Origin of the sequence: Actinomycetospora endophytica (assembly GCF_021026375.1) — a bacterium.
GTDB classification, from domain to species: domain Bacteria; phylum Actinomycetota; class Actinomycetes; order Mycobacteriales; family Pseudonocardiaceae; genus Actinomycetospora; species Actinomycetospora endophytica.
Genome location: NZ_JAJNDB010000003.1, coordinates 425,018 through 447,494 on the forward strand (window position 1 = coordinate 425,018; position 22,477 = coordinate 447,494).

Annotated in this window: 20 protein-coding genes; 6 read left to right on the forward strand and 14 right to left on the reverse strand. The window is 72.9% G+C overall.

Going from position 1 to position 22,477, the window contains the following annotated elements:
- Nucleotides 1–25 precede the first annotated feature (25 nt).
- Nucleotides 26–712, forward strand: a complete 687-nt coding sequence (locus LQ327_RS17375) for a nuclear transport factor 2 family protein (RefSeq protein WP_230735894.1) — start codon at nt 26–28, stop codon at nt 710–712.
- A gap of 4 nt (nt 713–716) precedes the next feature.
- Here the strand turns inward: LQ327_RS17375 and LQ327_RS17380 are convergent, their stop codons facing one another.
- Nucleotides 717–1,070, reverse strand: a complete 354-nt coding sequence (locus tag LQ327_RS17380; RefSeq protein WP_230735896.1) for a VOC family protein — start codon at nt 1,068–1,070, stop codon at nt 717–719.
- 4 nt (nt 1,071–1,074) lie between these two features.
- Nucleotides 1,075–1,815: a dienelactone hydrolase family protein gene (locus LQ327_RS17385; RefSeq protein WP_230735898.1), complete on the reverse strand. Its 741-nt coding sequence runs from the start codon at nt 1,813–1,815 to the stop codon at nt 1,075–1,077.
- A gap of 41 nt (nt 1,816–1,856) precedes the next feature.
- On the opposite strand from LQ327_RS17385, the gene LQ327_RS17390 reads away from it, so the two are divergent.
- The 3 genes from LQ327_RS17390 to LQ327_RS17400 all read left to right on the forward strand — a co-directional run bounded on the left by LQ327_RS17390 (nt 1,857) and on the right by LQ327_RS17400 (nt 5,795).
- Entirely contained in the window at nt 1,857–3,236 is a 1,380-nt protein-coding gene (locus LQ327_RS17390) for an aromatic amino acid lyase (protein ID WP_230735900.1), read from the forward strand.
- Nucleotides 3,237–3,278: 42 nt separating this feature from the next.
- Nucleotides 3,279–4,886 carry a Na+/H+ antiporter gene (locus LQ327_RS17395; RefSeq protein WP_230735902.1) on the forward strand — a complete coding sequence of 536 codons (1,608 nt, stop codon included), beginning with the start codon at nt 3,279–3,281 and terminating at the stop codon, nt 4,884–4,886.
- Nucleotides 4,887–4,949: 63 nt separating this feature from the next.
- Nucleotides 4,950–5,795, forward strand: coding sequence for a polysaccharide deacetylase family protein (locus LQ327_RS17400; protein WP_230735904.1), 846 nt, complete (start codon nt 4,950–4,952; stop codon nt 5,793–5,795).
- 108 nt (nt 5,796–5,903) lie between these two features.
- Here LQ327_RS17400 and LQ327_RS17405 read toward each other — a convergent pair whose 3' ends face one another.
- The 12 genes from LQ327_RS17405 to LQ327_RS17460 all read right to left on the reverse strand — a co-directional run bounded on the left by LQ327_RS17405 (nt 5,904) and on the right by LQ327_RS17460 (nt 17,475).
- A complete protein-coding gene (locus LQ327_RS17405; protein ID WP_230735906.1) occupies nt 5,904–6,821 on the reverse strand; it encodes a hypothetical protein in 918 nt (305 codons plus the stop codon).
- On the reverse strand, nt 6,818–7,837 hold the full coding sequence (locus LQ327_RS17410) for a Gfo/Idh/MocA family protein (protein ID WP_230735908.1): 1,020 nt from the start codon (nt 7,835–7,837) through the stop codon (nt 6,818–6,820). The genes LQ327_RS17405 and LQ327_RS17410 overlap by 4 nt, the downstream gene beginning before the upstream one ends.
- Before the next feature lie 314 nt (nt 7,838–8,151).
- Complete coding sequence (locus LQ327_RS17415) at nt 8,152–8,832, reverse strand: YveK family protein (protein ID WP_230735910.1); 681 nt, start codon at nt 8,830–8,832, stop codon at nt 8,152–8,154.
- A 442-nt stretch (nt 8,833–9,274) separates the two neighbouring features.
- On the reverse strand, nt 9,275–9,502 hold the full coding sequence (locus LQ327_RS17420) for a hypothetical protein (protein ID WP_230735912.1): 228 nt from the start codon (nt 9,500–9,502) through the stop codon (nt 9,275–9,277).
- A gap of 146 nt (nt 9,503–9,648) precedes the next feature.
- On the reverse strand, nt 9,649–10,842 hold the full coding sequence (locus LQ327_RS17425; protein ID WP_230735914.1) for an RNA polymerase sigma factor: 1,194 nt from the start codon (nt 10,840–10,842) through the stop codon (nt 9,649–9,651).
- A 9-nt stretch (nt 10,843–10,851) separates the two neighbouring features.
- Entirely contained in the window at nt 10,852–11,181 is a 330-nt protein-coding gene (locus tag LQ327_RS17430) for a YciI family protein (protein ID WP_230736275.1), read from the reverse strand.
- Between the two features lie 39 nt (nt 11,182–11,220).
- The gene (locus LQ327_RS17435; RefSeq protein ID WP_230735916.1) at nt 11,221–11,643 is read right to left on the reverse strand and encodes a DUF6069 family protein; all 423 of its coding nucleotides are present in this window, start codon (nt 11,641–11,643) and stop codon (nt 11,221–11,223) included.
- A gap of 121 nt (nt 11,644–11,764) precedes the next feature.
- Entirely contained in the window at nt 11,765–12,166 is a 402-nt protein-coding gene (locus LQ327_RS17440) for a cupredoxin domain-containing protein (RefSeq protein WP_230735917.1), read from the reverse strand.
- Nucleotides 12,166–13,506, reverse strand: coding sequence for a hypothetical protein (locus LQ327_RS17445; protein WP_230735919.1), 1,341 nt, complete (start codon nt 13,504–13,506; stop codon nt 12,166–12,168). Before LQ327_RS17445 ends, LQ327_RS17440 begins: the two co-directional genes overlap by 1 nt.
- Nucleotides 13,503–13,889: a hypothetical protein gene (locus LQ327_RS17450; protein WP_230735922.1), complete on the reverse strand. Its 387-nt coding sequence runs from the start codon at nt 13,887–13,889 to the stop codon at nt 13,503–13,505. The genes LQ327_RS17445 and LQ327_RS17450 overlap by 4 nt, the downstream gene beginning before the upstream one ends.
- Nucleotides 13,886–15,229 (reverse strand): hypothetical protein, encoded by a 1,344-nt coding sequence (locus LQ327_RS17455; RefSeq protein WP_230735924.1) that lies wholly within the window; start codon nt 15,227–15,229, stop codon nt 13,886–13,888. Before LQ327_RS17455 ends, LQ327_RS17450 begins: the two co-directional genes overlap by 4 nt.
- The gene (locus LQ327_RS17460) at nt 15,226–17,475 is read right to left on the reverse strand and encodes a galactose oxidase early set domain-containing protein (protein WP_230735926.1); all 2,250 of its coding nucleotides are present in this window, start codon (nt 17,473–17,475) and stop codon (nt 15,226–15,228) included. Before LQ327_RS17460 ends, LQ327_RS17455 begins: the two co-directional genes overlap by 4 nt.
- 482 nt (nt 17,476–17,957) lie before the next feature.
- Here LQ327_RS17460 and LQ327_RS17465 point away from each other — a divergent pair, with 482 nt between their 5' ends.
- Together LQ327_RS17465 and LQ327_RS17470 are read left to right on the forward strand one after the other, a co-directional pair.
- A complete protein-coding gene (locus tag LQ327_RS17465) occupies nt 17,958–20,711 on the forward strand; it encodes an ATP-binding protein (protein ID WP_230735928.1) in 2,754 nt (917 codons plus the stop codon).
- Between the two features lie 33 nt (nt 20,712–20,744).
- Nucleotides 20,745–22,115 carry an FAD-binding oxidoreductase gene (locus tag LQ327_RS17470; RefSeq protein ID WP_230735930.1) on the forward strand — a complete coding sequence of 457 codons (1,371 nt, stop codon included), beginning with the start codon at nt 20,745–20,747 and terminating at the stop codon, nt 22,113–22,115.
- Nucleotides 22,116–22,477 lie beyond the last annotated feature (362 nt).

A 22,477-nucleotide genomic window follows, 5' to 3' on the forward strand; every position in this document is an offset into this window, starting at 1 on the left:
CCTCCCCCGACCCGAGGAGACCGCCATGACGTTCATCCAGATCATCGACGTGACCACCGACGACCCCGAGGGGCTCCGCGCCGCCGACGCCCGCTGGCTCGCCGCCACCGAGGGACGCAACACCCTGCGCCGCGAGGCGATCTACACCGACCGCCACACGCCGAACCGGTACGTCGCGGTGTGCGAGTTCGACGACTACGCGAGCGCCATGGCGAACTCCGCCCTGCCCGAGACCGCACGGATCGCCGAGGAGATCGCGTCCCTCGCCGAGGGCAGCGTCGGGTTCACGGACCTGGACCTGCTCGACGTGCCGATCGACCGCCGGGCGGACGTGGTCCGGGGGTTCCTCGACTCCGTGCGGAGCGGGCAGCTCGACCGCGCGCTGTACGACGACGACGTCGAGGTGCAGATGAACGTGCCCTTCGGGCTGGTCCGCAGCCACGGCCCGGACGAGCTCGCGCAGCTGCTGCGCGACGCCTTCCCCTACGGCAGCGAGGTCGTCACCGAGCGCTCGGCAGCCACCGACGCCGGCGTCGTCATCGAGTTCGCGGCCCGCACGACGACGGGCCCGGACCGGCCCGAGAGCACCTACTCCCGCAACCTCGTCTGGCTCGAGCTCGCCGCCGGGCGCATCCGCGGGCTGACGCTCTACTGCAGCGGCGACTGGGACGCGGCCACCCAGGCCGAGCAGCTCGCGAGCGCCCGGGCCTGAGGAGTCAGCCCGGCTGCCACAGCTCGATCCGGTTGCCCTCCGGATCGGTGACCCAACCGAAGCGCCCGACGCCGTCCATCGCCTGGGTCTCCTCGGCGACGTCCGCTCCCGCGGCACGCAACTGCGCGAGCATCGCGTCGAGGTCGCGGACCCGGAAGTTGAGCATCGTCTGCTGGCTCGGGGACCCGAAGTACTCGGTGTCGGACCCGAACGCCCCGAACACCGTCGGCCCGGCCTCCTGGCGCCAGGCACCGTTCTCGTCGGCGTCGAGTCCCAGGCAGTCGCGGTACCAGGCGCTCAGCGCCTCCGGGTCGGCCGACCGCAGGAAGTAGCCGCCGATCCCGAGCACACGTTCCATGGCGTCAGCGTGCCAGGGACGACGAGTAGAGCTCGGCGAGTGCCCGCCAGTGTCGTTCGTCGGCGGCCGGGTCGTGGGTGGGGTTGTCCGGCACCGCGAAGCCGTGCGCCGCGGGATAGGTCTCGATGGTGTGGGCCACCCCGGCGCCGGTCAGGGCCTGGTCGAGACGCTCGAACTGGTCGGCGGGGAAGGCGGAGTCGTCCTGGGCGGCGGCGACATGGACGGTGGCGCGGATGTGGTCGGCGAGGCGGTGCGGGCTGTCCGGGTCGTCGGCGACGGCGAGGTTCCCGCCGTGGAAGCTGGCCGCGGCGGTGATCCGCTCCGGGTGCCCGCCCGCGGCGAGCAGCGAGTACCCGCCGCCCATGCAGTACCCCGTCGTCCCCACCGTGCCGGAGACCTCGGGCCGCCCGGCGAGGAAGTCCAGGAACGCGCCCGCATCGCGGATCTTCATCTCGGCGGTCAGGCCGCGGACCAGCGACATCAGCCGGGCGCGCTCGCCGTCGTCGGAGAACACCGTGTCCATCGAGAACGGCTCGTAACCACCGTGGCGGTAGTAGACGTCGGGCAGGAGCACGACGTACCCGAGGCCGGCGAGCCGGTCGGCCATCACCCGGAACGTCTCCCGGGCGCCGCCCGCGTCCGGGAACAGGATGACCGCGGGCCGGGCCTCCGCCACGTCGGGCGTGTGCAGGGTGCCGGCGCACTCGCCGTCGGGCGTCGGGATCGTGACCTCGAGACGACTCATGGGACCGAGTTCTACCCGCACCACGGGGCCAGGATCGAGCCGTGACCTACGAGATGGACGACCCCGGCGACGTGACCCTCGACGCCGTCCGACGGGTGGCCTGGGCCGGTGAGGGGATCCGGTTGAGCGCGGCGGCGCTGACGGCGATCGGACGACGGCGGGCGGAGTTCGTCGCGTTCGTCGAGGCGCACGCCGGCGAGCACCTCTACGGCATCACGACCAAGCACGACGTGGCGGCGAAGACCGTTCTCGACGACGCGGCACGGGCCGAGTTCGGGCGCGTCCTGCCCCCGACGCCGCCGACGACGGGTGCGCCGCTGCCCGAGCGCGTGACCCGGGCGGCGGTGCTGGCGCGCCTGACCGACGTGCTGTACGGCACCGCCCCGCTCCGCCCGGAGACCGCCGAGCGGCTCACCGGCCTGCTCGACGGGCCGCTGCCCGCGGTCGCCGAGGGCGGCAACGGCGACCCGGGCGACGTCATCGCGCTCGGGCGGCTGCTGCGCCCCGCGTTCGAGGGGATCCTCGAGGTCGGCGAGGGGATGGCGCTGGTCAACGGGTCGCCGGTGGCGTCGGCGGTGCTCGCCGAGGGGGTGCTGCTGGCGACGCAGCGGATCCCCCGGCTCGAGCGGGTGCTGGCCCTGGCCGCGGTCGCCGCCGAGCTGCCCGACGCGCACGTCGACCCGGCGTTGGGCGAGCTCTGGGGCGATCCGCACCAGGCCGGAGCGCTCGCGACGTTCCGCGAGCTGCTCGACGGCGGCCGGTGGGAGCGGCGCGCGTACCAGGCGCCGGTGTCGTTCCGGAGCGCGCCGCGGGTGCTCGGCGGGCTCCGGCGCACGCTCGCCCACGCCGAGGAGGCGGCCGCGATCTCCCTGCGCTCCGCGTCGAACAATCCGGTCTACGTCGGCCCGGACCGGCGCCCACCGCTGGGCGCGGTGCTGTCCAACGGCGGGTACCACGACCCGCTCGTCGCGCCGACCCTCGACGCCCTGACCCACGCCTGGGCCGACCTCGCGCAGCTGGTGAACGCACAGCTGAACCGACTGACCGACGGCCTCGCCGCCCTCGAGCCGGAACCGCGGACCTCGCTGTTCGGAATGACCGCCTCGGGATGGGCCGAGCAGGCCCGTGCCGCGGCGCAGCCCAGCCTCGTCGGGCTCGGGCGCAGCGGTCAGACCGACACGAGCACCCCGGACGTCCTCGCATGGCGCCGGACGGTCGACGCCGGGGCCGCCCTGGACGTGCTGCTGGCCCTGCTCGCTGTCGCCGCGGTTCACCTGATCTCCCGGCGCGGGGACACCGTGCCGCCGGCGCTGGCCGGCCTCGCCACCGCCGTTGTCGAGCGCTATCCCCTCGACACCGCACCCCTCGACGTCGGCGACGCGCTCGCGGCCGTGCGGGAGCACCTGTCGGACGAGGTGTAGATGCGCTTGGCTCGGCACCACCCGGGCGGAGGGAGGTGACCGATGCAGGACGCGCACCTGCTCGAGGTCCTCGTCGTCGTGCTGGCCGCGGTGCTGGTGCTGAGCGTGGTCGCGCGGTGGCTGCGCATCGCCGCGCCGTTGGTGCTGCTGGTGGGCGGGGTGCCGCTGGCGTTCGTGCCGTGGATGGCCGGGGTGGCGCTGCCGCCCGAGGTGGTGCTGCTGCTGTTCCTGCCCGCGCTGCTCTACTGGGAGGCGCTGACCACCTCGTGGCGGGAGCTGCGCGCGAACCTGCGGGTGGTGGTGCTGACCTCGGTGTTCCTGGTGCTGGCGACGGCGGGGGTGGTCGCGGTCGTCGGGCACGCGCTCGGGCTGTCCTGGCCGGTGGCGTGGGTGCTGGGCGCGGTCGTCGCGCCCACCGACGCGACCGCGGTCACCGCCATCGCGACCGGGCTCCCCCGCCGGTTCCTGACGACGCTGCGCGCGGAGAGCCTCGTCAACGACGGCACCGCCCTGGTCGTCTTCGCCGTCGCGCTCGCGGTGGCCACCGGCGAGCAGAGCTTCAGCTGGCCCGGCGCCCTCGGCCGCTTCGCGCTCTCCTACCTGGGCGGGGCGCTGGCCGGGCTGCTCGTCGCGTGGCTGTCGGTCCAGGCCCGCCGGATCGCCACGGACCGGCTGCTCGAGAACACCGTCGACGTGCTCACGCCGTTCGCGGCCTATCTGCTCGCCGAGCTGGTCGGGGCGTCCGGGGTGCTGGCCGTGGTCGTCGTCGGGCTCGGGATGGCCCGGATGGGGCCGCGCATCACCGCGGCCCGCACCCGGCTGCAGGCGCGCGGCTTCTGGCAGATCAGCACGTTCCTGCTCAACGGTGCCCTGTTCGTGCTGGTCGGCCTGCAGTTGCGCGGTGCGCTCGCGGCGCTGCAGGACTACTCGCTCGGTCAGGCCGTGCTCGACGCCGGTCTGGTCGCCCTCGCCGTCATGGGCACGCGGGTGGTGTGGAACTACACGACGCCCTACATCATCCGGGCGGTCGACCGGCGGCCCGTCCAGCGGGCCCGGCGCATCGGTGCGCGGCAGCGGCTCGTGGGCGCCTGGGCCGGCTTCCGCGGCGGGGTGTCGCTGGCCGCCGCGCTCGCCGTCCCGCTCACGCTCGTCGACGGCCGTCCGTTCCCCGGCCGCGACCTGATCATCGTCGTGACCTTCGGCGTCATCCTGGTGACCCTCGTCGTCCAGGGCCTGACGCTGCCCGCGGTGCTGCGGTTCGCGCGGCTGCCCGAGGACACCGGCGTGGTCTCCGAGGAGCACCTCGCCCGGCGCACCGCCACCCGGGCGGGGCTCGACGCCCTCGCCGACACCGCCGCCCGGCTCGGGGTCTCGCCCGCCGCCGTCGACCGGGTCCGCGAGGACTACCGCGAGCACCTCGTCCTGCTGCGCGACGGCCCCGACCACGACGGTGACGCCGACCACGCCGAGCGGGACCGGGCCGACCAGGAGGACTACCAGCGACTGCGTGCGGCCCTGCTCGCCGAGAAACGCCGGGCCGTGCTCGCCCTGCGCGACGAGGGCACCATCGACGACATCGTCCTGCGCCGCGTCCAGAGCACCTTCGACACCGAGGAGATACGGCTGACCGCCGCCGCCGAACCGGACTGATCGCGTCTCGGGGACGGCGTGGTCCCTGGGCACCGCGGCCCGGGTGGACGAAGCTCGGCCGCGATGAACTGCCCGGGACCGCACCTGCCGCGACGGCGGCTGCTGGGACTGCTCGGTCTCGGTGCCGTCGCCGCGCTCACCGGGTTCGCCGGCGGATCGGGAGCGAACGCCGCCGTGCCGACCGCCGAGGCCGGCGGGCCGGCCGCGCCTCCCCCGCCGCCGGCACCGATCCCGGTCCCGCCGGAGGCACCGCTGGCCGGCGGACCGGTCGTGCTGCGGGAGGGCCCGACGACGACGAACCGGATCGCGCTCACCATCGACGACGGGTACTGCGCCGACTGCGTCGCCGGCTACACCGACTTCGTCGCCCGCACCGGCATCAACCTGACCTTCAGCCCGAACGGCATCTACGGGCCCGCCTGGGCACCCTCGGCGCCGACCCTCGCGCCGCTCGTGGAGCGCGGTCAGCTGCAGATCATCAACCACACCTACACCCACCAGGGCCTCGAGGGCGCCGGGTCGTCCACGGTGCGCGAGGAGCTCGAACGCAACGAGGCCTGGATCGAGGCGACGTTCCGCACCACCGCCCGGCCCTGGTGGCGACCCCCGTACGGCCGGTACGACGAGTCGCTGGAACAGCACGCCGCGGAGCTCGGCTACGACCGGCTGGTGATGTGGAACGGGTCGTACGCCGACTCCCAGCTGATCACCCCGGAGTTCCTGCTCGCCCAGGCCTCGATGGCGTTCAAGCCGGGCGGGATCGTGCTCGGCCACGCCAACCACCCGACGGTGCTGGGGCTGTTCGGCCCGCTGGTCGAGATGCTCCAGCAGCGCGGCCTGCGACCGGTGACGCTGCGGGCCCTGCTCGACGGCCACGGCCGACTCCGGGAACCGGGCCCCGGCGGGTAGCCGACGCCGCGGGCGGGTCACGGATTCGTCACGTCGTGAACGGTCGCGGTCCCTGCGGCGTGTGTGGTCGGACGGACAGGGGGCGTCGGCCTGAGGGCGGCCGTCGGTTCAGGCACTCGACCAGGTCAGCCACGGCTTCGCCGCCACCGCGTCCTGCACACGTGCCGCGTAACCGTCCCCGGTCGGGGAATGCCAGTCCCCGGCGAACCATCGACCCACGCACCCGTAGAGGTCGCCGGCCTGATAACCGTCTCCCAGCCACGTGTCCCATCCCTCGTAGCAGCCCCGGATCACGGCGGCATAGGTGTCGACGGCGTATGCGGTCGACTGCTCGGTCCACGGCCACCCTCCGGTGCCGGTGGCCTGCGGGTTCTCCAGGGAGCACCACTTGGCCTGCAGGATCCCGAAGCTGGACGGCCCGCCGGGGCCGTACGGTGCCCCCGGCGGGGACCCCCCGCAATTGCCGAAGTCGCCGAAGCCCCGGTGATTGACCGGGGCACCCGTCGAGCTGTGCAGCCCCTGGTACCAGTTCGACTCCACCACCGCCTCGCCCCGGATGACCTCGTCTGGAAGACCCCACTTCGCTGCCGCCCACTGGATGATCTCGTCGGTGGTGCCGGTGAAGTTCCCGGTCACTCGCCCGAACACCGCCGGCCCGTTGATCATCCCGGCGTAGCCGTCCAGATGGGTGCCGGGCGGCGCGACCGTCTGGTTGGCCGTCGCATTCTGCGGTCGCGGTTCCCACGAGGACCGGTGCACCATCGCGGCGGCCGCGGCATCGTCGGGAAGCGTTGCGAAGCTCCCGACGGGGCGGAGCATGAAGTAGCCGTCCGGCGTCGGCGGCCCGTCCGTCACCGGGCCCGTCGCGGTGTCACCCGATCCTGCCGACGGGGGGCTCGTCGCGGGCGGGGGCGCGGACGCCGCGGGAGGGCCGGCGCAGCCGCCGACGAACAGCGCCACCGCCGCCGCGGCCACGACCAGAGCCGACCGGCGGGGACGACGGGCTGGGCGCGGGGTCGAGGTCATGACACGGTCTTCATCCCGCGGCGCACGGATACGGTGAGAGCCTCCGGGGCCTTGTCGGTGGACGCCAGGACGCGGACCACGTCGAGTCCACGCTCCCCCGGGGTGTCCGGTCGCCGCCCTGAGCGCAGGCAGTTCACGAAGTGGGCGTCCTGCACCGCGAGCGGCTCGGTGAACTGCACGTACGGCGAGACGATGTCGCCGTTGCGGTAGGACACCGGCAGCGCGTGCACGTCGTCGGGGTCGGGAACGTCGACCCCGATGTCGTAGACCCGGATGCGCTCGTTGTCGGAGAGATCGTTGTAGACCGCCATCTTGCGTTCCCCGACGACCGTGATCCGCCGGACCTTGCGGGGATCGAGCCAGCTCACGTGACTGTAGGACTGGACGTCACTGCGTTCGAAGGTCATCTGCACGTACGCGACATCGGCCAGGTCCCGCCCGACGTGGCCCTGCGCCCACACCTCGGTCCTCGTCGGCATCTCTCCGAGCAGATAGGAGATGATGGAGATGTCGTGCGGCGCCAGATCCCAGATGACGTTGCAGTCCCTCTGGTATCTCCCCAGATCCAGCCGGGCCGTGTCGATGTAGAGGATGCGTCCCAGCTCGCCCGAGTCGACGATCTCCTTCAGCTTCCACACCGCCGCGTTGTACTCGAACGTGTGGCCCACCATCAGACACACGCCCTTCCCGGCCGCACGCTCCACCATCAGTTCCGCGTCGGGCACGGTCATCGCGAGCGGCTTCTCGACGAGCACACCCTTCCCGGCCTCGATCGCCAGCAACGACAGCCCGCAGTGCGCCCGCGGCGGCGCGGCGATCACGACGGCATCCAGATCGGGCAGGGCCGACTCGAGGTCACACTCGACCTCGGCCCCGGGGTGGACCCGGCCCGCCTCGGCCAGGCGGTCCGCATTCGAATCGATCACCGTGACGGCCACGTCCGGTAGACCGCCGAGCACCCGGACGTGTTTCGACCCCCAGTATCCGTATCCGACGACGCCGATACGATCGACCATCAGATTCCCCAGCTTCCCGTTCCTCGCACCGAGCTCACCGGTTCGCTGCCCCTCGGTCGGACCGCCGGCCGTATCAGCTCCATTTGCTCACGCATGGGGTCTGCCGACTTTCTTAAAGACCCGCCCAGCGTTTCCCTCGGACCGTCCCTGGATCGGCGGCCCGGGAGACGCGAATCGTCGATTCCGACCGGGTGGACGTACGGCCGCACGCGACGTTGCTCACCGATCGACCACAGTGGCGTCACACTTCCGTCACCAACCTGTGAGAACGGTGGGAAACGACGTCGGAACGCGGCGCGGGGCGGGGCCACGCGTCACGGCTCTGGGCTTCGGCCGGGCCGTCGCCGGGCGAGGATCGTCACGGCCGCCAGCGCGATCACCAACCCGCTCGCCGCCCCGATGATGGTGCCGAGGACGGGGTGCGGACTGACGGCGCCTCCGGGATAGGCGGGGACGACGATCTGCGCCTGCGGCTGTGCGACCTGCGACAGCATCAGGGTGTCCAGCTGCGAGCCGAGGCTACCGGCACGGTCCGCTGCCGACGGGAGCTGAGCGAGGGCCGCGGCGCTGCCGTCCACGCGGAGCTGCTGGATCTGGTTCTGCGCGGCGGTGAGCTGGCCCTGGAGGTAGCGAATCTGGTCGGACGAAGGCTTCGGCGACTCGCTGACCGCGAGGTACTGCCTGCTCACGGAGTCTGCAAGCCGTACGGCGAGCTCCTGCGACGGGTCGTGGACCTCGAAGTTCAGGATCTCGCTCCCGAACGGGACCGTGACAGTGAGCTTCTGCGCCAGTTCGGTCGTGGTCAGCCCGTTCCGCGTGGCCACGGGGCCGAGTACGGCGTTGCTCTGGGCGAGAGCCGCCTGCGTGATCAGGTTCTGGTCCTCGTCGAGGAATCCGGTCGGCTGTTGATCGGTGATGAGGTACAGCACGGACGCGCGACCGGCATATTCGGTGGGCCACAACAGGGACGCACCGAAGCCGATCACGGCGCCCACCAGGACGAGCACCACACCCGTCACGACCAGCTGCCGGAACTGTCGGCGGGGCCGCACCGGGGAAGGGAGTGGCACTTCCTCGGGATCGCCACCGGCCGTGCTCGACGGCGGGACCTCCGGTCCGGGCACCGTTCCGCCGAGGTGCGAGGTCGAAGAAGGGCGTGTCATGCAGCGCCACCTTTCCGGAAGTGGGACGAAAGCCCCGAGTGGTCACCAGAAGACCGGGATCACGCCCATCGGACTCCGATCGACGAGTGGCCGGGAGACCGTTTCCTCCGCCCCTTCTGACGTCCCTCGGTCTCGCAGGTTGCTCACTGGACAGAAGTCTCTGGACCTGATCTCCGTGATTGCTCCGACATCTCCGGCAATTGGCGTCGATTCCTCTTGCGGCAGGTCAGGCAGGAGCTGACCGGAGTCGGTCTCGACCGGGCCGGCGGCAAGATCAATCGCCCTGGTCCAGTTCGTCGGCCCGCGCCCGGAGCAGATCGAGCAGGTCCTCGGTGGGGAGGACGAGTGATGGCGCTCCCGCCAGGCGGCGCAGTTCCGCGGCGACGACCGGCGCCGAGATCACCCGGAGGAGGTCGTCGTCCACGGCGTCCTCGATCCCCGACCAGCTGGCGAGATCGCGCACGTACTGCAGGGACGACTTCGGTATCTCGAGCTCCGGCACCGTTCCTCCTCGTCGCCGCGCCGACGTCGTTACGACGAGACACGCAGCGGGGGCGGCGACGGTTCGGGACGAGACGAACACGTGACCCGGGACAGGTGCACTTCGTGCCCGTGAGTACTTGTGGTTGCTGTAGCCACCACAAGTACTCAGGGGCACGAAGTGCACCTGTCGCGGCGCTCCAGCAGGAACGCCCGCTCGGTGTCGTTGCCGGCCAGCGCCGCCGCCTCGTCGTAGGCATCGGCGGCCTCGTCGGCGCGGCCGAGCCGGGCCAGCAGGTCCGCGCGGGTCGCGGGCAGCAGGTGGTAGCCGGGGATGTCGAGTTCCTCGACGGCGGCGAGCGCGGCCTCGGGCCCGTGCACCTCGGCGAGCGCGACGGCGCGGTTGAGCGCGACGATCGGGGTCGGCGTGTGCTGGAGCAGCTGGTCGTAGAGGGCCAGGACCTGCGTCCAGTCGGTGGCCGCGCCGTCGGTGTGCACGGCGTTGATGGCGGCCTGGATCTGGTACGGCCCGGGTCGGTCGCGGCGCAGGCAGCGTCGCACGAGCTCGTGGCCCTCGGCGATGAGATCGGCGTTCCAGAGGCTGCGATCCTGCTCGGCCAGGGTGACCAGCTCGCCGTCGGGACCCAGGCGGGCCGGGCGCCGGGCCTCGGTGAGCAGCAGCAGCGCGAGCAGCCCGAGCACCTCCGGCTCATCGGGCATCAGGTCGGCCAGGGCGCGGGCCAGCCGCACGGCCTCGTGCGACAGATCGGTTCGAAGCAGCGTGCCGGTCGACGCGGCGTAGCCCTCGTTGAAGATCAGGTACAGCGCGGTGAGCACCGGCGGCAGCCGGTCGGGCAGCTCCGCCGCGCCGGGCACCCGGTACGGGATGGCGGCATCGCGGATCTTCTTCTTCGCCCGGACGATGCGCTGGGAGATGGTCGCCTCGGGCACCAGGTAGGCGCGGGCGATCTCGGGCACCTCCAGCCCGCCGAGCAGGCGGAGGGTGAGCGCGGTCTGGGCGAGCGGCGAGAGCGCGGGGTGGCAGCAGGTGAAGATCAGCCGGAGCTGGTCGTCGCGCACCGGTCCCACCTCCTCCCCCGGCTCGTCGGACCGGTTCAGCAGCAGCGCCTGCGCGTGGCGGGCCTCGCGGGTCGATTCACGGCGCAGGCGGTCGATGGCCTGGTTGCGGGCGGTGGTGACGATCCAGGCGCCCGGGTTGGGCGGCAGCACGTCCCACTTCGTCACGGCGATGGCGAACGCGTCCTGCACGGCCTCCTCGGCGAGTCCGATGTCGCCGAGGAGGCGTGTCACGGTGGCGACGCAGCTGCCGTACTCGGCCCGGTAGACGCTGGTGAGGTCCATCGGTCCCGATCAGGCGAGACCGTCGAAAGGACGGACCTCGATCGGGACCTCGCAAGCCTCCGCGGCCTTCTCGGCCCAGGCCAGCGCGGCGTCGAGATCGTCGACGTCGATGACCCAGAACCCGCCGAGCTGCTCCTTCGTCTCGGCGAACGGCCCGTCGGTCATGGTCGTGCTGCCGTTCGCGACGCGGACGACGGTGGCACTGTCGGACGGCAGCAGCCCGCCACCGAACACCCAGACCCCCTGGGCCTTCATCTCGTCGTTGACGGCCCCGACCCGGGCGAACGAGGCCTCGTCGTCGGGAGGGAGTGCGTCCTCGTTGAGCCGGACGCCCATCATGTAGTGCACGGCACGTCTCCTTCGTGTGGTCGGTGGCGCTCAGGCCAACCGGCGGGCGACGGTCGGGATGACGATCGCAGCCGCGAGGACGTGGGTCAGCATCAGCAGCAGCTTCGTCCCGACGGCGGCGTCGGCGAGCAGGTCGGGCACGAAGGACAGCGCGGTCAGGACGACGGTGGTGCGGATCCACATCGTGTGCGGGTGGCGGGCGAAACGGCGCAGCGACACGGCGATGACGAGCCCGACGACGGAGAAGATGGCGGTCAGGACGGCGAACCCGGCCGTCGGGATCGGCGCTCCGGAGACCTCGGTGGTGATGCCGACCGCCTGTCCGGCGGCGGCCACGATCGCGGTGGCGGCAGCGGCGGCGACGGTGGCGGCCGAGCCGGCCAGGAGCAGCGAGCCGACGCCCGGCGCGGTGGTGGTCGTGGTGGCGGGGGCGGTGGCGAAGTCGGTGGACACGGGAACCTCCGGTGGGTGCGGAGACCGGCTCGGTTGCCGCTCTCTCACCATGACCACGAACGGGATCGACGCCGTTCGACACGTCCACCGAAAGTTTTTTCCCGGGACGTCGGTCAGCCCGTCAGGAGACCTCGAGCTGCAGCAGCTGCTTGTCCGACCCGTGCAGCTCGGTCTCGAACACCCCGGGGATGTCGGCGACGAACCGCACGGTCGCGGTGCCCCCGGCCGGGATGTTCTCCTCCTTGTCGTAGCCGTGCACGTGGACCTGGTCGGCGACGTCGCTGGTGACCTCGAGGGTCACCGTCGAGCCGCGGGCGACCTGCACGCGCCCGGTGTCCCCGGTGATCGCCCCGTGGGCCTGCGAGACCTTGATGACCCGCTCCGCCGCCGCGGTCGCTCCCGCCGGTGACGGCGCCGCCGGGGTGGCGGTGGGCGCGGTGCCACAGCCGACCAGCACGCCGGCCGCGAGCAGCAGACCGAGGCATCCGCGGAGGGCGGTCGTCCGGGCGCGGGAGGAGATCATCAGGGGGCTCCGATCAGGGCGACCGCGCCGATGGTCAGCGCGACCATCGTGGCGAGCATGGGGTACTGGGTGCGGACGGCCGCGCGGTCGGGGTAGAGCCGGGTGGCGCGGTCGTGCGCGGCGACGGTGGCGACGAGGTGGCCGACCACGATCGCGAGGACCTGGACGACGGCGATGGTGTTCGTCCCGACGAGCGTGTAGTCGATGACGTGGGTCGCGGTGCCGAACCAGTCGGAGCCGTGGTCGAGGGGATCACTGGCGAGGATGGCGACCTGCTGGCCGTCGAACACCAGCAGCGAGAAGTAGTGCGCCACGGCGTACCCGACCGCGATCGGGACCAGCGCGTGGGCGAACGCGGCCGGCGGGTGGCGTCGGGTGTCCCGGGCGGTGGTGGCCACGGTGCTCGCGGTACCGAGCAGGAAGATCACGGCGATGAGCAGGATGGCCAGGGCGAGCCCGACGGTGCCGTCGAGCGGGCCGGTCGCCCCGGCGGACTGCCAGAACGAGGTCCGGGAGAGCCCGTCGAACGCGGTTCCCCCGATCAGCACGACGAGCAGTGCGACGAGTCCGGGGCCGGCGTCGAGGTCGTCGAGCCCGTCGAGGGGATTGCGCAGCGCGAGACGCCCGTCCCGGCGCCCGATCGGCGCCATCGACCCGATCACCCGGGAGTACGCCTCGAACACGTCGCCGCCGGCGAACCACGACGACCCGAACACACACCCCAGCCCGATCTGGACCAGGCAGTAGCCGGCGATCAGCCCGGCGAGCACGGGCGGGTCGGCCCGGGTGGGCAGGACCAGCTCGACCCACAGGTAGCCGGCGAGGAACACCGCCGCCGGCCACCGTCCGACCTCGGCCGGGAGCGGTCTGACCCCGTCCGCCGGGTCGAGGCGCAGCAGCCGGGCCACGACGGCGTGGGCGAGCCGCAGCGGGTTGAGGACGGCCCACACCGGGCCGAGCAGCACCGAGGCCGGCACCAGCCCGACCCAGAGCCAGACGTAGATCAACCAGGGCCCGAGGTTGCGGTTGGTGTCGGTCGGTCCGGCGAACCCGAGGACCACCACCCCGACCAGGACGCCGAGGGTGACCGCGCGCAGCGCGGTGCGCAGGACGACGCTCCCGACCAGCGCGTCGACCGCGGCCGGGAGGGCCGGGCCCGCGTCCTTCCGCGTCCTGGGGCGACGCCAGAACAGCGTCAGCACCAGGAACGAGATCAGGACGGCGCCGCCCGCGGCGGCCAGGGTGAGCGGCGTCGGGACCGGGAGGTCGGTCCGGGTCCCGACGCCGTGCGTGGGCAGCAGCGTCGGGATCCCCGAACCGACCAGGTGAACACCGGTCACTTGTAGGGCACGACCTCTTCGAGCCCGTTCTCGGTCTGGCCGGCCTGGTCGTTGCTCTTGTTGACCTGGTGGCCGACCTCCGGCGGGGCGGAGACGTCGGGCGCCGGCAGCTGCTGGTAGGTCAGCGCCGGGATGTCGCCCTTCGGGTTCTGCCCGGCCGGCAGCTGCGGGATCTGCGGCGGGGCGAACTCGGGGATGTCCAGCGCGGACAGGTCCGGGGTCCCCGGGGTCGGGACGGTCGGGGCGATCAGACCGCCCTCCTGGTCGGCCGGTGCGGGGCGGATCGCGTGGGCCGACGCGATCCCGGCCAGGCCGACCCCGCCGACCGCGACGGCGGCGCCGATCACGACCCCGCGCAGGGCGACAGACATCCGTGCATTCATCGGTGATCCTCCAGGATCGGTGAGGGGGTCGGGGAATCGCTCGGCGCCGGGTCGGCGTCCGAGGCGGTGGTGGCGGCGGGCGGCTGCTCGTCGGGCCCGTGGGTCGAGCTGCGGGCCCGGCGCAGGAGCAGCAGCAGCGCCCCGGCGAGGAGCACTCCGCCGCAGATCAGCGAGATGGTCACCCACGGGCGGGAGGCCCACGGGTCGTCCTGGCCCTGCTGGGCGAGCACCGCCTTGGTGGGCATCCAGCGCACCGCGCCGGTGAGCTGGGCGGGGGCACCGTCGACGCGCAGCGGGACGGTCCAGCGGGCCAGTTCGGTGGGCCCCGACGCGGCGAGCGCGGCCGGCGGCGGCACCGTGTTCGACCAGCCCAGACGGCGATCGAGCCAGGTGAGTGACGACCCGTCGTCGGACAGGTGGGTCCATCCCACCCCGACCGGGCCGTCCTCGCCGCGACCGGCGCGATCGGCGAGGTACTCCGCGCTGCCGGTGTCCGCATCGGTGCCGGTCGGGCCGGCCCGCAGCCAGGGCTGCCCGTTGCGTCCGAGGACCTCGACGGTGTGGCCGTCGGGAACCTGCAGGAACATCGCCGGCACGGTGCCCGCCGCGACCGTGGCGGTCAGACCCGGAGTGGCGACCGGGTCGACCGTCGTGTCGAAGCGGCCCACGACCGGACGACGCTCCAGCTCCCCGACCGCCGCGACGGGCGTGGCGCCGTAGGTCATGCCGATGCGCCAGTGGGCGAGCACCGTGATGCGCTGCTGCGTCGGATCGCTCGGGTCCTGCGCGGAGTCCTGGCCTCCGGGCCCGGCGCCCGAGTTGACGTCGGGCTGCAGCCGCGGGTCGAACCAGCCCCACTCCGGCGAGGCCGACACCGGGACCCAGCGCACCGGGGCGTTCTGGGCCGCACCGGGTGGCAGCTGGGCGGGCGGCGCGTCCGGCGGGTTGAGGCTGACGTGGAAGAACGGAGAGTTGACGTTGCCCTGCACCCCGGCCGAGGAGACCTGCGCGAACGGCACGCCGGTCGGGTCGAGGAGCGTCAACGGGACCGGCGTCGGGTTGGCCACCACCATCTGCGGTGCCACCGAGGTCTGGACCTGGACCAGCACGCCCGGGGGCAGCGCCGGCTCCACGCCGGTCAGCGTGGAGACGAGGGTCGGGTCCGAGCCGTCGGCCCACGCCGCCCCCGAGCCCAGGCCGAGCGCGGCGAGCGCCGCGGCCAGGACGACGGCGAGCAGGCGGAACCGTCGGCCGTTGCTCCGGTCCGCCGACGCGGCGTGACGCCGCCGGCCGGAGCCGACGGCGTCACACCCGAGGTCGGACGCGGACGCCCGGTTCACGCGTTCCCGTCGCGGCCGGCTCCGCGGCGCTGCAGGCGCCGCCGCCGGAGACGGGCCCACAGCCCGGACTCGGAACCCACGAGCCCGAACCCACCGAGGGCGACCACACCACCGAGCGCCGGAGCGGCGGCCGGGGCCTTGTAGTCGGCGGGCGTGTCCTGGAGCGGGGTGTTCTGCCCGGCCGGGGCGTTCTGGGCGGCCGGGGCCTTGTTCGCGGCCGGGGTGTTCTTCGTGTAGCCGTTGTCAGCCGCGCCCGGGCCACGGTAGGTGCCGTTGCCGGGGTCGCCCTGGGTGTCCCGGGCGGGACGGGGGCCGTCCTGGCCGGGGGCCGGGTTCCCGAGGCTGGTGCCGCTCTGGTCGATGTAGAGCTGCTTGGCCACCGAGGGGATCTCGCCCTTGTCGCTCTGGCGGTTGACGAAGAGCATGTACGGCCCGGCCGGGGTGACGGCGGAGTCGGGGAGCTTGACGGTGACCGAGCTGCCGTCCTTGCTCACCACCGGCAGCTTGACGGTGCGCTGGTCGCTGTCGATCAGGTGCGTCTCCGCGGTGTTGCGGGACACGACGACCGACGACACGTCGCTCGGGTTCGCGACCCCGATCTTCATCGTGGAATTCGTCTTCTGCTGCGGGTCGACACCGGTGATCTCCGGCCGCTGGCCCCAGAACAGGTAGGGCGGCTTGTAGATCTGGAAGGTCGGGTCGGCCGAGGCCCGCGAGAGTCCGAGCGCCTTGGTGCCGAGGTCGGTCTGGTAGGCGTACCCGGTCGCGATCGGCGCGTGGCCGCCGAGCAGGACCTCGCCGCTGGGCAGCAGCGTGGCGGTGTTGTGGTACGTCCGGCCGTCGGTCTGCGGGACCAGCTGGCTCCACTGCTGGGTCTTCGGGTCCCACAGCTCGTTCTGGCGCACCGGGTTACCGCTGCCCGGGAGCACGACCTCGTCGCGGTTCGCCCCGCCGGAGAGGAACACCTGCCCGGTCGGGAGGACCGTGCCGGTGCCGTACCAGCGCGGCTCGTTGAGGTTGCCGATCGTCTTCGAGTCGAGCTTGTCGTTCTTCGCGGTGTCGATCGTGTTCAGCGTCGTCGAGTTGCTGCCCAGGTAGGTGCCGGGGCTGACGCCGAGAACACCGCCGGCCGAGAGGAACTGCGCCTTCGAGTACTTGCCGTCCGCGCCGGGCTCGAGCGGGAGCATCGCCGAGAACCCGGACCCGCGGAATCCCTGGGGAAGGCCGGCCACGCTCGGCAGGCCCTTGTCGGTCCACTTCTGCGTCTTCGGGTCGTAGACACTGGCGAAGCTCCACAGCGCCTCGTCGTAGGACTGGCCGAAGGGGTTGAAGGTCTGGCCGCCGGCGTCGTAGTAGGTCTTGCCGTCGGGCAGCAGGTGCAGCCGCGGGTAGAGCGGCAGCGACTTGTTCGCGCTGGCCGGGTTCGGGGTCCAGCTACCGGTCTTGGGGTTGTAGTTCTCGGTCTGCTTGACGTTGGTGCCCGAGTCCAGCGGGCGGTCCGGGTAGGCCGGCTTGATCAGCTTGGTGACGCCGCTGAACACGCTCAGCGTCCCGTCGGCCTGCGTGACCATCGAGGGGTACCAGCGGCCGTAGTTCATGCCGCCGGACTGGCCCCACGAGTTGGTCTTCGGGTCGAACACCCGGGTGTTCTTGAGGCCCTCGAGCTCGATCGCCCCGTAGGTCGGGATGCCCGGGATGCCCGGCTCCTGGTAGTAGTCGGTGCCGCCGGTGACCATGATCTTGCCGTCGGGCAGGAACTCCAGGGCCGAGCAGAACAGGTCGCCGTCGTTGGAGCGCACGTCGTTGTTGTGCGGGACCAGCGGCAGGTACTCGGCCTGCTTGTCGTTGCCGTTCGGGTTCGCCCCGCCGTCGTAGGGCTTGGGCACCGTCCAGCTCGGATTGTCGCTGTCGACGTTGCTCATCACGCGGCTCTGATCGTTCTGCGCGACGTTGCCGTACTCGGCGACCACGTTGAAGTTGACCTTGTTCATGCCCTCGAGGCCGTCCCAGTACAGGGACTTGCCGTTCGGGAGGTTCACCAGCGACATCGCGGCCGGCTTGCACTGCGGGGACGGATCCCGCGCCTCGCGACAGTTCTTGCCGGTGGGCTCCTCGAACAACGGGCCCATCTGGCCGACCACCGCCGGATCGGGACCGTCCGGGGCGGCGGCGGAGGCGACGACCGGCACCGCGACCGCTGCGGCCGCGACAGCGGCCACCGTGAACATGACGACACGCCGTCGCATGCCAGTACCTCCTTGTGACCTGGGCTACGTCCAAAAAAACGAACGCGATACAAAAACGTCACGATCAGTTCACGGCCAACTCACGGATCTGCTACTCTCCGTGATCGAGATCTGGGCCGTTGGAGGGCGGCCTGTGGTCGCTGTGAGGTCACTGTGACGTCGCACGAACGCTCCGTGCGCGGACGATCATCGGGGCCTGACGGACGCGGAAACCGGTCGACGGCGGGCTGTCGGCCTTGTTCCACTCCCCAGGTCGTTGCTCGGAGCAACAAGAAGGTGTCAATCCGACACGCCGACCTTCATCACTCGGTCGAGTTGCCCCGCAGACGCGGAACCATCGGTGGCTCCGGCTCGCAGACACGGAATGCCGTGTTGCTCCAACACGCAGGCGCGGAACGGCTCCGACGCCGTCCCCGGCGGATCCGATCCCCCCGGTTCCGCTCGGCCTGGATTCCCGACGGGGCGGCGGCGACGCTGGTCCGATGACGCCGAGCGGGACGGCCGACGAGCCGCTGCGCTGCGGTGTCCTGGGCGAGGTCGTCCTCGTGACCGGGTCGCGGACGCGGGGCTTCGGCCGCCGGCGGACCGCGGAGGTGCTCGCCGCCCTCCTGGTCGATCGCGGGCGATCGATGTCGGTCGACGACGTGGTGGCGGCGGTCTGGGGTGACGAGGCGCCGCCGACCGCGGCGACGATGGTGCACGGCGCGGTGCGGCGGCTGCGGACGATGGCCGACGAGGACCGTGGGCGGGACCGGGGACGGTTCGTCATCTCGCGCGCCGGCCGGTACGAGGTGCCGCCGGAGGTGGGGCTCGACGCGGCGGAGTTTGAGGCGCTGGTGGCCGAGGCGCGTCCGCTGACCGCGTCCTCCCCGGCCCGGGCGGCGCGCCTGCTGGACGAGGCGCTCGCGCTCTGGCGCGGGCCGGCCTACGAGGGCATCGAGCAGGCGCTCGCCCGGGACGAGGCCGGGCGTCTGGAGGAGCTCCGCCGCCGGTGCGCCGAGATGCTCGCCGAGGTCGAGCTCGCCCTGGACGAACCCGCCCGCGCCGTGGCCGTCCTCGAGCCCGTCGTCACCGCCGACCCCTGCCGGGAGCGCTCGGCCGGGCTCCTGATGCTCGCTCTGGCGCGCACCGGCCGCCCCGCCGAGGCCCTACGCCTGTTCGAGCGGGTCCGGGTGGGGCTGGTCGAGGCGCTCGGGGTGGCGCCTGGTCCCGAGCTGCGTGAGATCGAGGCCGGGATCCGCACCGGCGGCGGTGCGCCCGCGCGGCGGGGCCCGCCGCCGCCACCCCAGCGCCCGCCGGTCCCGGTCAGCTCGTTCGTCGGACGGGAGGACGACCTCGGTCGCATCGCCGGGCTCCTGACCGAACACCGGTTGGTCACCGTCACGGGGCCGGGCGGGTCGGGGAAGACCCGGCTCGCCGTCGAGGCCGCGCTCCGGAATCCGACACGGGCGGCGTTCGTGGACCTGACCCGGTCCGCCACGCCCGACCGGTTCGACGACATCGTGGCCGAGGCGATCGGGATCCGGACCGGCGCGGGTCCGCCGGCGGTCACCGTCGCCCGCGCCCTGGCCGACGAGTCCATCCTCGTCGTGCTGGACAACGCGGAGCACGTGCTCGACCGCTGCGCGGACTTCACCCGCGACCTGCTCGGGGCCGCGCCGTCGGTCCGGGTCCTCGTGACCGCCCGGGAACGGCTGGGGTTGCCCGGCGAATGCGTCCATCTCCTCGGCCCGCTGCCCGTGCCCCACCCGCGCGCGGCGCCCGAGGAGATCGGCCGGTCCCCCGCGGTACGGCTCTTCGTCCAGCGCGCCCGAGCCGTCCGACCCGGCTTCGCCCTCGCCGCCGAGGACGTCTCGTCGGCGGCCGAGATCTGTCGACGGCTCGACGGCCTGCCGCTCGCGCTCGAGCTCGCCGCCGCCCGGGCCGCCGCCCTGTCGCTGTCCGAGCTCGAGGCGGCCCTCGGGGACCGCTTCCGGCTGCTCACCCACCCGGCCCGCCACGACGCCGCTTCTCGCCGGGCCGGGCTGGCGGCGACGATCGCCTGGAGCCGGGACCTGCTGGACGACGACGGGCGGCGGCTCCTCGCCGGCCTCGGGGTGTTCCCGGTGACGTTCGATCTCCCGGCCGTCCGGGCCGTCATGGGCGACGCCGGTGAGGACCCGGCACCGACACTGGCGCGGCTCGTCGACACCAGCCTGGTGCAGGTCGACGACGTCTCGGGCGACCGCTGGCGCTACCGGATGTTCGAGTCGACCCGCGAGTTCGCCCGCACCTGCCTCGCCCGGGACGAGCTCGCCGTACTGCGACGCCGCCACGCCGACCACTTCCTCGGCGTCTGCCGGCGCGCCGTCCCGCACCTGTACCGGGCCGGCGCCGGTCCCTGGTTGGACGCGCTGCATCGCGACCGTGACAACCTGCGCGCCGCGCTGGCCTGGGCCGACGGTCCGGACGGCGACACCGAGGTCCTGGTCGGGCTGTGCACCGGCCTCTGGCACTACTGGGACGTGCGTGGGTCCCGGGCCGAGGGAGTGCGCCTGCTGGCCACCGCTCTCTCCCGCATCGAACCGCAGCATCCGGAACGCATGGGCCTGCTCTCCGCGCTGGCGCTGCTGCACCTCGGACGGGGCGAGTTCGGCGCGACCGAGACCGCCGCGACCGAGCAGCACCGGCTCGCGCGCGCCGCCGGAGACCGGCGCTGGGAAGGCGACGCGCAGGCCCTGCGTGCCACGGTCGACTGGGCCTGCGGCCGGTTCGACCGCGCCCAACAGCGCTACGAGGACGCGATCGCGGCGTCCCTGGCGGGCGGGGACGTCTGGCGGGCGGCCATGGCGGAGGCGCAGCTGGCCCGCCTGCACCGCGACCGCGGCGAGCCCGACGCCGCGCGGGCCCTCGCCCGGTGCGCGGCCGCGCACGCCGCCGAGGTCGGCGAGGAACTCGCCCAGGGCCTGGCCGGCGACGTCCTGGCCTCCATCGAGCAGCGGTGGGGCGACCCCGCCACCGCCCGCCGCCTCGTCGAGACCGCGCTGGAGCACTACCGGCTCATCGGCTACCGGGAGGGCGAGGCCTCGGCGCTCGCGCTGTCCGGACGCCTCGCCGTGACCGACGCCGATCCCGAGGGCGCCCGGATCTGCTTCGAGCAGGCCCACGACATCTTCCGGCGCATCGGGCACCGGGCGGGCGTCACCGCGACGGCCGACGGGCTGGCCGCCCTCGATGCTCCCGGCCCGCGGGGTTAGCCGGCGATTAGCGGGACCGTCGACGCTCGCGCCATGAGTACCTCGGTCAGCCTCGAACCACCTCCCGACTTCCCGACGACGGTGCTGCGCGCCGGCGATCCCGGATACGAGTCGGCCCGCTCCGTCTTCAACGCCATGATCGACCGCCGGCCCGCGGCGATCGTCCGCTGCCGCGACGCGGACGACGTCGCCCGGGGGATCGCACTCGCCCGGGAGCACGACCTCGTCCTCTCGGTACGCGGCGGCGGGCACAACGTCGCCGGCAGTGCGGTCTGCGACGGCGGGGTGATGCTCGACCTCTCCGCGATGCGCACCGTCGACGTCGACCCGGACACCCGGACCGCCGTCGCCGGCCCCGGATGCCTGCTCGGCGACCTCGACGAGGCGACCCAGCAGGTGGGGCTGGCCACGCCGCTCGGCGTCATGTCGGGAACCGGGATCGCCGGGCTGACCCTCGGCGGGGGCCTGGGCTGGCTCAACGGTCGTCACGGGCTGACCTGCGACAACCTGATCGGTGCGGAGATCGTCACCGCCGGAGGCGAGATCCGGCGCGTCGATGCCGAGCACCACCCCGATCTCCTCTGGGGCCTGCGCGGCGGGGGCGGCAACTTCGGCGTGGTCACCGCCTTCACCTATCGGCTGCACCCGGTCGGGCCGGTCCTCGCCGGCGGGTTGTCGTGGCCCTGGTCGGCGGTCCGCGACGTGCTGCGCTTCCACGACGAGCTCCTCGCGGCGGCTCCCGACGAGCTGGCCACGGCGGTCTCGTTCACCCGCGACCCCGAGGTCGGCCCCGTCGTCTCGATCGGCGTGTGCTGGTGCGGCGACCTCGCCGAGGGCGAGCGGGTCCTGTCGCCGCTGCGGTCGTTCGCCCGGCCGGTCGTCGACACCGTCGGGCCGACGTCCTTCACCGCCTGGCAGTGCGGTCCCGACGCCGGCTACCCCCGCGGCCGGCGCCACTACTGGAAGTCGGGCTACCTGCGCGAGCTCACCGACGACGTCGTCGGGACGCTCGCGGACCTCGTCCCCACCATGCCCTCGACCGCGAGCGGGATCGGCATGCAGGCGTTCCGGGGCGCCGCGGCACGCGTGCCCGCCGATGCCACCGCCTTCCCGCACCGCGTCCGGCAGTACGACCTGTTGCTGCTCGGGCAGTGGGATCGGGCCGACGCGGACGAGCGCAACATCGCCTGGGGCCGCCGTGCCCACGACGCGCTCGCGCCGCATCTCGCCGACGCCGTGTACGTCAACAACCTCGGCGCCGAGGGGCCCGATCGCGTGCGCGCCGCCTACGGGGCCAACCATGATCGTCTCGCTGCTCTGAAGCGCTCGTGGGACCCCGACAACGTCTTCCGTGTCAACCAGAACATCGCTCCGGCGCCGTTCTCCTCATCTGAGGACCGGTGAGCACCGGGGTTCCGCAGATGCGGATGTGATGCGGTAGGGTTCGCCGCGTCGTCGGTTACCAGGCCCGTCGCCGCCTCCTGGAAGGTGTCCCGTGGCCGCCGCCGCGTCGTCGGCTGCCCGCAACCTCACTCAAGCGAGTGATGAGGGTCGGCGCGTCGCGCTTGACTTCTCGCGCCCGGACACTCCTCCCCGCTGTGCCGGCGACAGGTGCGCTGACCTGCAGCAACAGGTCCGGCTGATCGTCCGGGGTCGATCGATCTCGGATGATCGATTCCTCGATTGTCGACACCGAGCCGTCCGACGGCCTCGTAACAGTCGAGTATTGCCGTCGTTGTGGGCGCCAACACAGCATTCACCTCGCT

What these genes read in the sequence shown, in the direction of transcription:
- LQ327_RS17375 (WP_230735894.1), top strand. Translation starts at nt 26, where the DNA reads ATGACGTTCATCCAGATCATCGACGTGACCACCGACGACCCCGAGGGG.
- LQ327_RS17380 (WP_230735896.1), bottom strand. Translation starts at nt 1,070, where the DNA reads ATGGAACGTGTGCTCGGGATCGGCGGCTACTTCCTGCGGTCGGCCGAC.
- LQ327_RS17385 (WP_230735898.1), bottom strand. Translation starts at nt 1,815, where the DNA reads ATGAGTCGTCTCGAGGTCACGATCCCGACGCCCGACGGCGAGTGCGCC.
- LQ327_RS17395 (WP_230735902.1), top strand. Translation starts at nt 3,279, where the DNA reads ATGCAGGACGCGCACCTGCTCGAGGTCCTCGTCGTCGTGCTGGCCGCG.
- LQ327_RS17400 (WP_230735904.1), top strand. Translation starts at nt 4,950, where the DNA reads ATGAACTGCCCGGGACCGCACCTGCCGCGACGGCGGCTGCTGGGACTG.
- LQ327_RS17405 (WP_230735906.1), bottom strand. Translation starts at nt 6,821, where the DNA reads ATGACCTCGACCCCGCGCCCAGCCCGTCGTCCCCGCCGGTCGGCTCTG.
- LQ327_RS17410 (WP_230735908.1), bottom strand. Translation starts at nt 7,837, where the DNA reads ATGGTCGATCGTATCGGCGTCGTCGGATACGGATACTGGGGGTCGAAA.
- LQ327_RS17425 (WP_230735914.1), bottom strand. Translation starts at nt 10,842, where the DNA reads ATGGACCTCACCAGCGTCTACCGGGCCGAGTACGGCAGCTGCGTCGCC.
- LQ327_RS17430 (WP_230736275.1), bottom strand. Translation starts at nt 11,181, where the DNA reads ATGATGGGCGTCCGGCTCAACGAGGACGCACTCCCTCCCGACGACGAG.
- LQ327_RS17440 (WP_230735917.1), bottom strand. Translation starts at nt 12,166, where the DNA reads ATGATCTCCTCCCGCGCCCGGACGACCGCCCTCCGCGGATGCCTCGGT.
- LQ327_RS17450 (WP_230735922.1), bottom strand. Translation starts at nt 13,889, where the DNA reads ATGAATGCACGGATGTCTGTCGCCCTGCGCGGGGTCGTGATCGGCGCC.
- LQ327_RS17460 (WP_230735926.1), bottom strand. Translation starts at nt 17,475, where the DNA reads ATGCGACGGCGTGTCGTCATGTTCACGGTGGCCGCTGTCGCGGCCGCA.
- LQ327_RS17465 (WP_230735928.1), top strand. Translation starts at nt 17,958, where the DNA reads ATGACGCCGAGCGGGACGGCCGACGAGCCGCTGCGCTGCGGTGTCCTG.
- LQ327_RS17470 (WP_230735930.1), top strand. Translation starts at nt 20,745, where the DNA reads ATGAGTACCTCGGTCAGCCTCGAACCACCTCCCGACTTCCCGACGACG.